Source organism: Paenibacillus sp. JDR-2, from assembly GCF_000023585.1.
Classification (GTDB): Bacteria; Bacillota; Bacilli; order Paenibacillales; family Paenibacillaceae; genus Pristimantibacillus.
Genome location: NC_012914.1, coordinates 4,747,652 through 4,761,422, shown reverse-complemented (window position 1 = coordinate 4,761,422; position 13,771 = coordinate 4,747,652). Strand labels below are relative to the sequence as shown.

At 50.0% G+C, this 13,771-nt stretch carries 10 protein-coding genes; 6 read left to right on the top strand and 4 right to left on the bottom strand.

Annotation, left to right across the window (positions count from 1 at the left end; genetic code table 11):
- The first annotated feature begins 13 nt into the window (after nucleotides 1-13).
- The 3 genes from PJDR2_RS20985 to PJDR2_RS20975 are packed head-to-tail and all read left to right on the top strand — an operon-like array spanning nucleotide 14 to nucleotide 3,859.
- A complete protein-coding gene (locus tag PJDR2_RS20985) occupies nucleotides 14-1,234 on the top strand; it encodes a glycosyltransferase family 4 protein (protein ID WP_015845733.1) in 1,221 nt (406 codons plus the stop codon).
- Entirely contained in the window at nucleotides 1,231-2,595 is a 1,365-nt protein-coding gene (locus tag PJDR2_RS20980; RefSeq protein WP_015845732.1) for a glycosyltransferase family 4 protein, read from the top strand. Before PJDR2_RS20985 ends, PJDR2_RS20980 begins: the two co-directional genes overlap by 4 nt.
- A 28-nt stretch (nucleotides 2,596-2,623) precedes the next feature.
- The gene (locus PJDR2_RS20975; RefSeq protein WP_015845731.1) at nucleotides 2,624-3,859 is read left to right on the top strand and encodes a sialidase family protein; all 1,236 of its coding nucleotides are present in this window, start codon (nucleotides 2,624-2,626) and stop codon (nucleotides 3,857-3,859) included.
- Nucleotides 3,860-3,917: 58 nt separating this feature from the next.
- On the opposite strand, the gene PJDR2_RS20970 is transcribed toward PJDR2_RS20975, so the two are convergent.
- The 3 genes from PJDR2_RS20970 to PJDR2_RS20960 are packed head-to-tail and all read right to left on the bottom strand — an operon-like array spanning nucleotide 3,918 to nucleotide 5,323.
- Nucleotides 3,918-4,376, bottom strand: a complete 459-nt coding sequence (locus PJDR2_RS20970; protein ID WP_015845730.1) for a hypothetical protein — start codon at nucleotides 4,374-4,376, stop codon at nucleotides 3,918-3,920.
- 29 nt (nucleotides 4,377-4,405) lie between these two features.
- Nucleotides 4,406-4,852, bottom strand: coding sequence for a hypothetical protein (locus tag PJDR2_RS20965; RefSeq protein WP_015845729.1), 447 nt, complete (start codon nucleotides 4,850-4,852; stop codon nucleotides 4,406-4,408).
- A gap of 18 nt (nucleotides 4,853-4,870) precedes the next feature.
- Nucleotides 4,871-5,323 (bottom strand): hypothetical protein, encoded by a 453-nt coding sequence (locus PJDR2_RS20960; RefSeq protein WP_015845728.1) that lies wholly within the window; start codon nucleotides 5,321-5,323, stop codon nucleotides 4,871-4,873.
- A 133-nt stretch (nucleotides 5,324-5,456) separates the two neighbouring features.
- Between PJDR2_RS20960 and PJDR2_RS20955 the strand changes: the two genes are divergently transcribed.
- On the top strand, nucleotides 5,457-6,095 hold the full coding sequence (locus tag PJDR2_RS20955) for a class I SAM-dependent methyltransferase (RefSeq protein ID WP_015845727.1): 639 nt from the start codon (nucleotides 5,457-5,459) through the stop codon (nucleotides 6,093-6,095).
- 62 nt (nucleotides 6,096-6,157) lie between these two features.
- On the opposite strand, the gene PJDR2_RS20950 is transcribed toward PJDR2_RS20955, so the two are convergent.
- A complete protein-coding gene (locus PJDR2_RS20950) occupies nucleotides 6,158-7,066 on the bottom strand; it encodes an NAD-dependent epimerase/dehydratase family protein (RefSeq protein ID WP_015845726.1) in 909 nt (302 codons plus the stop codon).
- Between the two features lie 364 nt (nucleotides 7,067-7,430).
- Here PJDR2_RS20950 and PJDR2_RS20945 point away from each other — a divergent pair, with 364 nt between their 5' ends.
- Nucleotides 7,431-11,102, top strand: a complete 3,672-nt coding sequence (locus tag PJDR2_RS20945) for a glycoside hydrolase (protein WP_015845725.1) — start codon at nucleotides 7,431-7,433, stop codon at nucleotides 11,100-11,102.
- A gap of 166 nt (nucleotides 11,103-11,268) precedes the next feature.
- Entirely contained in the window at nucleotides 11,269-13,635 is a 2,367-nt protein-coding gene (locus tag PJDR2_RS20940) for a helix-turn-helix domain-containing protein (RefSeq protein WP_015845724.1), read from the top strand.
- The last annotated feature ends 136 nt before the right edge of the window (nucleotides 13,636-13,771 follow it).

The window sequence follows — 13,771 nt, the reverse complement described above, 5'->3', positions numbered from 1 at the left end:
GGAGGGAAGCGGAATGAAGATTGCACTTGTTTCCTATTGGTGTATTCCTTATTCCGGCGGAGTTTCCACTTATACGCTGGCATTAAGGAAGGGACTCGAAGACCTTGGTCATGAAGTGGATATTATCTCCCACAATGAAACGGGAATGAAATACCACATAGTAGACAAGGGGAAAACCATCGATAAACCATTGGTTTCGGCGGCGGTAAAACGGCAGATCGGTACGCGATACAATAAAAAGCTGCCTTCCTTTGACGCTTGGCTGGCCGATATGGAAAGCGAGCGCATCGCTTTCCGTCAAGCGTTATCCCATTTCAGATTGGATGACTATGATCTCATCCACGCGCAGGATGTTATCTCCGCGACAGGAGCCTATGAAGTGAAACCGCACAATATTCCGCTGCTATTAACTCTTCACGGAGATCTGGCGGCGGAGTGGAGGTATCAGGGTGTTGTTTCGAAGCGCTCCTTATCCTGGGAATGGGCGAAAGCGCTTGATCATTACGGAAGATTAGCAGCAGACCAGATTATCTTTCCTTCCGGGTGGCTTAAGCGGCAGTATGACGTAAAACCAGGCCGAACAAATTCCTCGGCATCCGTTATTCCCTATGGCTTCGATACGATGAAATTCCTCCATCAATCCGCCCTCTATACGCCTGCCTTTAATAAAAACGGCTTGAAATTAATTCTATGTCCTGCGCGTCTCGATCCTGTGAAGGGGCATCAAGTGCTGCTGCAAGCTTTGTCTAAGCTAAAGGAAATCCGTTCGGATTGGATTTGCTGGTTGGCCGGGGACGGTCCCATGCGCAGCCAGCTGGAACAATCGGTAAGCCAGTTGGGGTTAGGTCAACAGGTTAGCTTTCTTGGTCACCAAAATAACATGGCGCTTCTGCTGCAGGAAGCGGATTTGATTGTTCTGCCAAGCATACATGACAATTTGCCGTTTGTCGTAATGGAAGCGCAGGTGGCTGGAAAACCCATCATTGCTTCAGACACAGGGGGAATACCTGAAATGATTGACAATGGAAAGACGGGCGTGCTCTTTCCAAACGGGAAGGCGAATCTGTTATGCAGGGGCTTAAACCAACTGCTTAGCGATGAAGACCAGAGAAAGAAGTTGGCCAATCAAGCGAGATATCAAGGTCTTCGCAATTGGTCATTACGAACGATGATTAACCGGACTATTCTTCTTTACGAGAAAACCATAGCTTCGAAGCGTGCTGACAGCCTATGAAAATTCTTATAGCAACGTATTGGCTGATTCCGCATGTAGGCGGGGTATGGGTATATATTCAGGATCTGAAAGCCAGTCTGGAGAAGCTCGGACATGAAGTAGACATACTCGCGAGACATCCGGACGAGAACAGCTACTATATCGTGAATACCGGCCGCAGGGTTGAGAAAAAGCTGTTTAGGCCATTGATAGAAAAAGAAATAAAAGCGGTGTATGCCTCGCAGCCGATTCCAATTGACTCTTGGATCGTGGAACAGGAAATCGAGTTTTGCTCTTATGCGCTGGCTGCCTCGTATTTGGGCCTTCGCGGCTATGATATCATCCACGCGCAAGACGTGATTTCCTCGCGTGCCTTATGGCAGATCAAGCCGGATCGTATTCCCTTGATCAATACGATACACGGCTGTCTGGCAACCGATTTCTGGGTATCCCTGGAAGGGCGGACGCCATCCGATTCAATTTGGAAGTATGCCTGCGCCAGAGAATATTATGGGGCTACCTCAAGTGATTTGGCCGTCGTACCGACCAACTGGCTGCATCGGACGCTTGGCAGTTATTTGGTGCCTGGTGATCACATGGAAGTGGTGCCTTACGGAATGAACATCGAGCTTTTTTTAGAGCGCACAAAAGAAAGAAATTCATTCAGGCTTCCGAAAGACAACTGCAATATTCTATGCCCGGCCCGCCTGGATAAAGTAAAAGGACACAGCAGCTTGTTGGATGCCTTGCATCTGCTCAAGCAATCCAGGAACGATTGGAGATGCCTGTTTGTTGGCGACGGCACTCTCCGGGCAGAGCTGGAGGCCAAAGCGCTTGAGCTCGGCTTATCGCCTTATGTTGTATTTGCGGGAAGCAGGAATGACGTGCCTGCGTTAATGCGGCAAGCGGATATTATCGTCCTTCCGAGCTTAAATGACAACCAACCGTATGCCGTCATGGAAGCTCAGCTCGCAAGCAGGCCGATACTTGTTTCGGATGCCGGAGGTATTCCGGAGATGGTTCAGCACGGTCAGACCGGTCTGATGGCAAGAGCCGGGGATAGCGGCGAGCTGTCGCGCTGCCTGCAACTGCTGATCGAGAACAAGCCGCTTCGCAACCGATTAGCCAAGAACGGGCACAGCTGGGGCCTCAAGCAATGGTCGCTCCCCGCAATGGCGGAACGGATCGAAGAGCTGTATGAAACGCTTCTGAACAATCGGCATACCCGCAAAGCCTCGCATCCGCCTAAGCATCCCGCTCACCACGGCTCGAAGATATGCACTTATTTTCGAAATGCTTATCAAATGGACATTCCCAAGTCTTTTTCGGTCGTTGACGACCATATCGTGGGTTCAATCTTGTTCCAAGCGAACCAGCCTTAATAAATTTTAGAAAGGAGTTAAGAATGAGATGGCAAATCAACAAATTACCCCTTCGGGGCCTCAGCAGGAGCCGTCCATTGCTCTTAACACTCTTGACCAAACCACCATCGTGGTAACGACAAATGATTTGCGTTCGGGCAACAACATGACAACGATTTACCGTTCGATTAACGCTGGTGTATCGTATGCCCAAACCTTGCTTGCACCTCCACCGGGATTTGACGCCTCGGGAGACGGCGTAGCCGCTTTCGGCTATGCTCAAACCTTTCTTGTCGCCGCTACCGCGCTCACTGTAAACCCCGTGCAGAACTCCTCGATTATCGTCTATCGTTCAACCGACAATGGAGCTACTTTCTCTCCTCCCGTCATTGTCAATCAGGGCTTCGGTACGGCCGTTTATAACGATAAACCGGCGCTAACGATTGATACGGCGAATGGAAGCCCTTTTCTAGGGCAGGCGTACGTGGCGTACACCCGGTACTTTAACAATTTTACGCAATCGGAAACCTTATTCCAGCGATCCCTTGATCAAGGACTAACCTGGTCTCCGCCAATTCTGCTGACGAATCAGGTGCAGGGCGTAACAAGCTTTGGGTCTACGATTGCGATCGGACCGCAAGGCGACGTGTATGTCGGTTGGATGCAATACGGACCTGGGACGCCGCAATATTTAATGCGGAGATCGCTCGACGGGGGAGTAACCTTTGGGCCAATCGTAACCGTGTCCACGGTCAGCCTCGTGCCAACCCCTCTGCCGGTTCCAACCTTTGGCTTCCGCGTCTTGACCATTGCTTATATGGCGACGGATATTTCGCCGTTTAACGGTCAAGGTATCGTCTATGCCGTTTGGCAAGACAACCGTACGGGCAGCGCGCATATCTTTATGTCCCGTTCGACGGACAGGGGCAATACCTGGTCAGCTCCGAAGCAGATTGATGACAGCCCGGCCGGTACGCAGAATTTTCTGCCCAATGCGACGGTTTCCCGCGATACCGGTGCTTTCAAAGCCATGTACTATACGAACCGCGTAACCAGTAATCTCATTGACGTATTTTTGGCCGAGTCGAATGATGCCGGCAATACGTTTCTGCCTAACCGCCGGATTACCAGCGTCTCCTTTGATCCGAACGCGGACCCGTCGCTTGGCCTTCCTACGCCTTCCATTGGCGATTACAACGACCTGGAGATCAATGCGGCAGGAACAACTTTCGTTGTATGGATGGATACGCGAACCGGCTCGCAGAATATTTTCGAGGACCGGTAAACAAAGAAGCGGTTGGTTAGCCGGAATCCGGCTAACCAACCACCTCATTGTTGCTTACTTACAGATACACGGTTCCGTCAAGATGCACCGGGCCGGTTATGGTAACCGAGTTTTGTCCGACATGCTCTACGGTGAGGGAATATTGCTGGAAGGTGCCAACCAGACCAGCCGTTGCCGTTTCCGTATGCTGGAAGGCCGTCGTGAAATCAAGGGCTACCCAAGGGCCTTCTTGCGCTGTACCGATAAAAGCGGAATCCATGGTCTGGTAAACAACCGGAGCAGGAGCAGAGATGCCGCCGCGCCGGATGCGGAAGAGCAGCTTAGGAACAATATTGAGCAGCAGCAGCTGAGCTTCCCAGCCAATGGATGCTTTGATTTCAATCCGGTTATTGATGTTATTGATTTGGAGAAAAACGGAAGTCAACAAGTATTCGGCACCCGGAGAGATTATAAACGGGAGAGAACCCGTTCCGGCGGCAGCTTCTTGGTACTGGTAGTCTACAATGGTAACAGTCATGCTATCACCTCCTTTCAAAAGCAAATTCTTCAGGAATGACCGATTGTGGTTCCTTTCAGCACGATCGGACCCATGACCGTAATCCTGCCGATTCCGGCTGATTCTGCCGTCAGATAATAGGACTGATATAATCCGGCCGTTCCGGGCTCGGGAGATTCCACGTGATAAAAGTCGGTTGTGGAAGAGGTTGGGGACGCGTTGTTGGTCCAGTAGCAGGAGTCGGCGATTTGAGAGACTTCGGGGAAAGCCGGAGTAACGCCGCCGCGCCTTAACCGGAGTATGATCTTCGGCACAATGGGAAGCTGAGACGCTTCGGCTCTCCAGCAGACGGAGGCTTCGATAAAGATTTTGCCGTCAGGGCTAGAACTTTTCAGATATAGGGATGTGAGAAAGGTTTCCGTACCGGGGGGGATGGGAAGCGGGAGGGAATGGGTGCCGGGCAGTACTCTTATTGAAGCGGAATCTTGAATAGCCATCGTTTTGCCCTCCTCTTTTTATAGGTTAAACGTTCCGCCGATAAGCGTGACCGGCCCGGAGATTGATGCCATGCCCGTACCCGCGAGCTCTGCTGTCAGGCAGTATCGTTGATAGGTTCCGACGTTCTCTGAACTTGGCAGATCGGTGAATTGCAGGGATAAAGTTTTATCTATCGTTAATATGGGAACGTCATGGCCTAGGGAAACGGAATCGACGACCCAGCAAATTAACTTATGGGCGGATGTAAAGCCGCCGCGGCGAATTCGGTAAATCATATTGATATGCTGCGCGTTCTGTAACAGAGGAGTTTCCCAGCCGATGGTTGCATAACCGTTAATCCGGGTTTGATGATCCGCAATAGGAAGAAAGATAGAAGTAAGCAAAATCTCGGTACCCGTAGTTATCGACAACGGAAGCGATCCCGTTCCGAAAGAAACCTCCTGCGCAGAAAAATCTATCCAGTCGCTCAAGCTTATCTCCTCCTCGTTTCTGCTTTTTATATTAGATTCATGGATTTAATAGATTGCAATGTACAGATATACCCCGGTAAATATCTGTTATGCGGAAACAAGTTTGATTTTATGGTTACTGGAGGCGAAAAAAATGGATGACGAAATTGCCAAGATGGAACGAATGTACGCGACGTCGGTAGACGATGCCATGCCGGATCATTACTTTCGCTATCAATATGCGGTACGTTTTATCCGCCCTGGCGATATTTTACTCGATGCGGCCTGCGGTTCAGGCTTTGGAACGCATTATATGGCCGCCCATTCTGCTTGTACATTAGCGGTCGGGGTGGATCGGTCTGAGCACGGATTAAATTGGGCCGTTCATCACTTCTCCTCCCACAAGACCGTTTATTGCCAAACCGATTTATCGGGCACCTTTCTCGAGGAGCTCCCGCTGCCAGGCTATGATGTCATTATCTGTTTTGAGACCGTCGAGCATATGAAGGATGACCAGTCATTTATCCGCAAGTTGTATCAATGCTTGAATAAAGGCGGGGTGCTGCTTATTTCGGCGCCTAACGAGAACGTTATTCCTCATTTAAAGAACCCTTACTTTTTGCATGGGGTAAACCCTCATCATTATCGTCACTATCGTCCGGAAGAGCTGCGCAATCTGCTTGTTAAGCATGGCTTTCATATTCAGCAAGCCGTAACGCAAGACAACGAGACATACGAGATTGTGCCCGGAAGGGATGATGGATTTACCATTATTTACGTGGCCACTAAGTAAAGGAAATGAAGGAGAAAGCTAATATGCCGCTGGCTGCAGCGGCTATTAGCTTTCTTGTTATTTCATTCAGCATGCTGATAGGTTTGGGAGAGTCCTTCAAACAAACTGCTTGCAGGCCGCCAGCCTAATAGTTGATTGGCTTTTGTATTGTCCAGGCAGCTGTCCATAATATCGCCCGGCCGCTCCGGGCCATAAGCGATGTCGACATTTTGCCCATGGATAAGCTTTACCATATGAATCAAATTGTTAATCGAAGTGCGCAGTCCCGTGCTGATATTGACCGTTTCCTGGTCTCCATGATGGATAGCTGCCAAGTTCGCTTGCACAACATCCTGCACATAGATGAAATCTCTGGTTTGGTTGCCGCTGCCGTTTACGTGAAGAGGATGGCCTTGTTTTAATTTGTTCATGAAAATGGAAACGACGCCGCCTTCCCCGGAAGCGTTCTGCCGAGGGCCATACACGTTGCTGTAGCGTAATATCGTATAAGGGAGACCGTACATTTTGTGAAACAGCCGGATATAGTTTTCTCCGGTTAGCTTGGACAGTCCGTAATAGGAGATGGGGGCTGTAACGGCATCCTCCGAATTCCTCTCTTTATTGGCATCGCCGTAAACAGCGGAGGTAGAAGAAAAAACAAGCTTGCCGACTTCAGCCTGCCGGCATGCCATCATCAAGCGAATCGTTCCGACAATATTGACCAAAGAATCAAAAGCCGGATCAGCTACCGAACACTGGACATCGACCTGCGCGGCCATATGAAATACAATATCCGGTTTGACTTGCTTAATGATTTGCAAGGCCTCATCACTATTAATATCCAGCTCATGGAGAACGGCTTCAGGATGGACATTGTGTATGAAGCCTGTAGATAAATTATCAATGACATGGACAACGGCACCGCTTTGAACGAGCGCATCTGTCAGGTGAGAACCAATAAAGCCGGCGCCTCCGGTAACTAAAGCTTTCATTATTCAACTCCTCAATTGACGATATGCTTCATAGTACGTGCCAGCTTCGAGCTCGGAATAATGTATATATCTCATAGACTGAAGCCAATTTATTTGCAGCGGTCTCAAAGACAGCTGGATAGCGCCTGCTTATTCGTTTTGTTAATTCAACAAGAAAAGCTAGGATTAGACAAAAAATAGCGACTGAAAGACGTAATTTTTAGGAGCGCAGTAGGATGTGGAGGGAAGGGGCAGGAAGTAAAATCGAGAGCGTGGAGCCCTTCATAAAATGACGTGCTCCACCTTTTTGGAGCTTTAGGAAACCGGTTTCATGAAACCGTTTTCTTAATGCCTCTCGACCAATTCAACTTAAGGGGGAAGACGATTGAAACCGTTCAAGCTTAAGAAAAGAACCGCGGCAGCAATGCTGGGTACCGTCATCAGCCTTGCCTCGCTGGGGAGCCCAATTTATGCGGCAGAGACCGTAAAGACACCGGTCACGTACGATGCCGTAGTAAAAGTGGATGCCTCAACCACCTTCCAGACCATCGATAACTTCGGAGCTTCTGACGCCTGGAGCATGGAACAGCTCGGGAAGAACTGGACGGAGGAGAATAAAAACAAGGTAGCGGATCTGCTCTTCTCAAGGGATAAGGGGATAGGCCTTACCGCTTGGCGTTTCAATATCGGGGCGGGCTCAACCGAGACGGACAAAACCATCATTACCGATCCTTGGCGCCGCGTCGAATCGTTCAAGTCCTCGGAGAATGGCAATTACGACTGGAGCAAGCAAGCCGGTCAGCAATGGTTTCTGCAGGCAGCCAAGGACCGCGGCGTAGATACGCTTATCGGCTTCGTCAACAGCCCGCCTGTATGGATGACCAAGAACGGCCATGCCCAGCCGGATTCCACGGTTGGATCCACGAACCTGAAAGAAGGGTATGAAGACGAGTTCGCGGCCTTCCTGACGGATGTCATTGAACACTTTAAGGAACAAGGCATTAATTTGAACTATATCAGCCCGATTAATGAACCGACCTGGGACTGGAATAAAGCAGGCCAGGAAGGCAACCGATATAACAACGACGATATTAAGCGAGTCATTCTCGAGCTGTATAAGCAACTGCAGGCCAAAGGGCTGGAGACGCAGATCAGCGCGCCGGATGGCGTTGAGATTACGGCACTGCTGGATGATGAAGTATTCAAATCCTTCTCGGGCCAAGAGAAGTATAGCGGCGGCTCCAACAGCCTTGGCGTTGGCAAATACCGCGAATACATTAAAGACCTGCTTGGCGATCCGGAGCTTCAGGAGGCGGTTGGCCATCACATCGCTTCTCACTCCTACTGGTCGGATTACAGCAAGACCGGAGATGACCGTTACGGTACGTTAAGAGATTTGCTGTTCTCCAATTTGAACAAATACGACCGTGAAGCGGTTTATTGGATGAGCGAATATTGCATTCTCGGGGACTACGGTCCCGGCCGCGACCTTGGCATTGATCCGGCGCTTTATATCGCGAAGACGATCCATTTCGATCTGGCGAGAGCAAATGCTTCCGCATGGCAGTGGTGGACGGCGGTATCCGCGGGAGATTATAAGGACGGCCTGATCTATACCGACTTCCATAACCCGGGCGATGAACAAAATATCCTCACTTCCAAAATGTTCTGGACCCTTGGCAACTACAGTAAATTTATCCGCCCGGGCGCGGAGCGTATCGCACTCTCCGGTCTTGACGATAACGCGCGTAACGGCGCGCTGCTCGGATCGGCATACAAGCATGACGGGGAGAATACCGTAACGACGGTGTTCGTCAACGACAGCGCGAAAGAGCAGCATATCAAGGTTGAAGTCAGCGGCATCGACAAGCATGAGGCGGTTCATGTATTGAAGCCGTATGTGACATCGACAGACAAGGATCTGGAAAGAGGCGCGGACATTCCGGCATCCGCAGACGGCTCGTTTGATGCGGTTATCCCGGCCCGTTCAATCGTGACGCTTAATGGCGATGTCGTAAAAGAAAACAAAAAACCGGATGCTCCTCTGATCGTAAAGGTAGAACCGCTTAACAAAGGTCTTAAAATCGATTTCCAAGCTCCAAAAGGCGCATACGAATACGAAGTGGAATACGGCAGCAAAAATGACAAGAAGGTATTGAAGCTGTCGAACCTGTCCTCCGATACGGTTATTCTGCAAGGTCTGAAAAATGATCAGCAGTATGATGTAACCATTCGAGGAGGCAACGACAAAGGCTTTGGCCCAACATCGAAGAAAGCTTACGGCACGCCTAAGCTGCTTGCGCCATCCGGCGTAAAAGCGTCAAGCACGGATGGAGGCTTTATCCTCACTTATAATAGTCAGATTGGCGTACCTTCTTATCGCGTTCGATACGGCACCGTGTCTGGGAAATACGATAAGCAATTTTTGACCGAGGTGCCTAACGGCAGTATTCAGATTGACGGACTTGCGAACGGAACGGCGTATTACGGCGTTGTGGAAGCCGTAGACGGCAACAGCTCCAGCAAGCCTACGGCCGAGTTTACCGTAAAGCCGGACATTGCCGCACCGGGCAAGCTGGTTGCGATTCCGGGCAACGGGGAAGCTTTGCTAACGTTTGGTGCTGTTGAAGGGGCGTCCGGATATACGGTTCAAACCTCGCTGAACAATAATGTCCAGCAGATCAGCAGCAACAAAACCGTATTAACCGGTCTAACCAACGGTGAAGCGGTAACCGTTCGCGTCTCGACGATTGGCAAAGGCGGTAAAGGAACCGGCTATTCCGAAACCTCGGTAACGCCTGCGAATGGGGAAATCCGGTTCAAGGACGATTTTACAAGCGGCAATCTTGCGGGCTACACGCAGGACGACAGCAAATGGGTGATGGAAGACGGACTTCTGAAGCATGTTTCCGGCGGTAATAACCGCGGCGAGATTGGCGTAAACAATCTTTCGATCATTGACGGTACCATTACCGCTGTAGCGAAGCATGCCTTGGGCGAAGCGGATTGGGGAATTACGTTCCGCGGCAGCAGCTATTCGAAGGGTTATGTGTTTGGCTTTGAGAACGGCATCTTGTTCCTTCGCAGAGACGGGCAAAACCTGGCCGAAGCCGTGCCTTTCTCGCCTAAATTAGGCGAGTACTACAAGATGGAGGTTCAGCTCGACGGACAGCATATTCGAGCCTTTCTGGACGGCAATCTCATCTTTGACGTAAAAGATTCGACGTACACTAGCGGGCGTGTTGGACTGCATAGCTGGGCGGACGCGCAATTCGCATACCTGCAGGTTGCCCGTAAGCCGGAAAACCTGACAGCCGCTCCGGAAATCTATCAGATCAAAGAGGGCGACGGGCAGGTAATGTTGCAATACAGAGAAGTAGACGGAGCGGACAGCTATCTGATCCGTTATGCGCCAAAGAATGGCGGAACGGCAGCAGAGGTTGCGGCAGCACCCGGCTCGTCGGTTGTAACGGGACTTCAGAACGGCACGGCTTATTCGTTTAATGTTGTTGCCGTTCGCGGCGGGGCTCTTTCGGAATCCGCTCCAATGGATGCAACGCCTAACTCGAATAACAAAGTCGTCTATTACGCGGATGCCGGGGACGGAACGCCTGGCACGCTGGAGGACGGCGAAGTGCTTGGCATATACCAATCGCAAGAGGAGCAGGAATACGGTCTTGATCCCATTACGGGCATGATGTGGGGATATGTAGCCGATGACGGAAAGACATGGGCTCAAACCTCGCCGGTAGACGCTTATGAGACGATCCGCCAATACGACGGCAACGAGAACGGTAAAGGAATCGCGTACCGCTTCCAATTGCCGGAAGGTCAGTATAAAGTAACCGTTGGCTTCTATGACCCATGGAAGGCCAGCGACCGGAATATGAACCTGACTATTAACGGCGAGATCAAGCTGAGCAATTACGTCATTGGCTCGAACCGCGAAGCGAAGGTATTCGACAATATTGCGGCAGTAAACGGCGAAATTGTTGTAAAAGCGGTTAAAGCCGGCAACTCCAAGCCGATGATCGCCTGGATTAAGATCGAGAAGTAACAGGTTAACCACAATAAGGCCGGTATCCTACGGGGTACCGGTTTTGTTGCGTGCTACACAAATTTTTGAAAAATCGTATGCTGCGGAAAGGGGATTGAGGTCACGGAATGGAAACAGTGGTGGAGGACGATGCGAAACTTGATAGGCGTATATAGGAGGGGGAGGAATGATTAGTCTTATTAAGGTTGCGTTTTCGAGCTTCAAATTTCGAAGCTTGTTTTTTCGGATATTGTTCCTGCTCGTCTTGCTCGTCGTGTTTACGGTAGTTGTCGTAGGATTTTTCGCAAACCGCCACAGCCAGGACGTAGTTAAGAACGAGGTTAAGCAGTCCAGCTTTCAGATGCTGGAGCAGACGCGAAGGCTAATGGATACGATCCTCAATGATGTCGATCAAATTACAATCAGGCTCGCGCAGAACCGCGCTTTTTCGGAAGCGATGGAAGCGGGAGAAGACGGTCCTTCCGAAGCTGATGTGGACGAGATCAAAAGCTACCTTCTCGATTCTTACATCACTTCACCCTATATTGAATCGATTTATGTGTATTATGCGGCTAGCGATAAAGTACAGTCTGCCTTAATCGGTCCGGTAAAATCGGGAGAAACGGAAGATTTGAATTGGCTCCCCTTTTATCGCGGAATGAGCCGGACGGAAGGGAAATGGTTTGTCCGGAATTATCCGGATGAGAATAAGAACTTATCGGAGACGCAGGTAACCTTAATCCGTACCACGCCTTGGGCCAGCTCTCCCGTACGCGGTGCCATTGTGGTCAATATGAACCAACAAGCGCTGTTTCAAATTCCGTCGTTTCGGCTGATGCGGCAAGGGGAGGAAATTTGGATGGTCAGTCCGGATTCTACGCTTGCTTTCAACAGCAATACGGGGGGACAGGTACCAAGCGATGAGTTTGCGATTATTCAAAACAAGCTGGGCAGCGATATATCGGCATTTACAACCCATTTCCGCGGCAGCGAGTTTTCGTTTACGGCCGTGTCGTCTCCCTATACGGGTTGGAAATATGTCGACCTTATACCAACAAGCTCTTTATACAAAAGCAGTAAAGAAATTCAGAATTTTATGCTGATTCTGATGGCATTCAGTATCTTGGCCGCCGTGCTTGCGGCATTTTATTTAACCCTCAGAATCTATAGTCCTATTCACTCCTTAGTGCAAATGGTAAATAACAAGAAGGACTGGAGGTCTGCCGTTCCTCTTCATGAGCAAAGCGAGATGGCGATGCTGTTCTCCGCCTTTATAACCATGAAGGAACAGGGGGCCGAAATGGAGAGCCAGCTGAAGGAAAACTGGCCGGTATTGCAGCAGAGCTTTCTTCAACAATTAATTCATGAACGGACAAACCTCCATGAGGAGCGGTTTGCGAAGTTTGAGTATTATCAGCTGCCAGTCTCGCGCGAAGGTTTCTTTGTCATGGTTATCCGCATCGATAATTATCATGGTTATATAAATGCATACGGGAGTTTTGACCAAAGCCTGATTCGTTATTTTATCGCAAAGCTTGCCGGCGAGCTAACCGGGCAGCTGTGCCTCAGTTACCCTTTGCACACCGAGAGCAGAGATATTATTCTGATTTGCAACCCGGAGAGAAGTATGGTTCAGGAAGATTTCTTCCGGGAGACGCCTGAATTGGCCGGGCGAATTCAGGCAGCAGTCAATGAATATTTGAACTTGACCGTAAGTATTGGAATAGGCCAGCTCAAACCGGATGCAGGCGATATAAGCGAATCCTATCGCGAAGCGTTCGAAGGGCTGGAAAGCCGGGCGTTCAAAGGATATGGAAGCATTGCGCCAAGCTGGCTCGCATCGGAAAAGAAGCCCGGCGACCAGCTGCTAATCCGCAAACTCGCGGAATTAAAGCGCGAAATTCTTTTGTTAATCCGCGAAGAGCCCTCCGAGAAATTTGAAGAGGAGCTTCGAAAGCTGGAAGAGGTGGCTGAAGGCGCGGAGGGATTGCCGTTTCCGCTTATCCAGCATGCTTATTTTCAGTTAATGATTGAAGTATATCACCGTTCCGTTGATCTTGGCCTACCCTTGCATAACGACAACGAGCTGGCCATGCTGCAGGAAACGCTGCTTCGCATGGAGACCGTAGACGATGTTGCATTGGCTGTACAGGATTATATCCGAGAGACCAACCGTCGCTTTTGCGCGGAGAAGAGGAGCGGGCCGGAGTCTGTAGCCAAGCAAATTTTGGCGTACATACAAAATAACTTCGATAAGGAAATTTCGCTCGGCGGCATAGCCGACCAATTGCAGCTGGATCCCTCTTATGCCAGCCGTTTGTTCAAGCAGGAGATCAGCGTGACGTTTATGGATTACGTCATTTCGCTGCGATTGGAGAAAACCAAGGAGCTTCTGAAGACAAGCGAGCTCACCGTCAAGGATATCGGCGCATCGGTCGGGTATGCCAATCAGCGAAGCTTTAACCGCATTTTCAAAAAATACGAAGGCATGACCCCTGGTGAATACAGGGATATCCACGCTCCAAAAAAGCTCAATCAAGATGAAATATACTGATTCTACGCGGCATGTGAACGATATCAGAAAAGGTCCATACCCTTTAGCGGAGGCACTCGGAGTCCCCGGTTACATAGTTCGGAAATGGTCTATATACGGAAAATGCTTCTTGTCTTTATGATCGGTGTTGTAGATT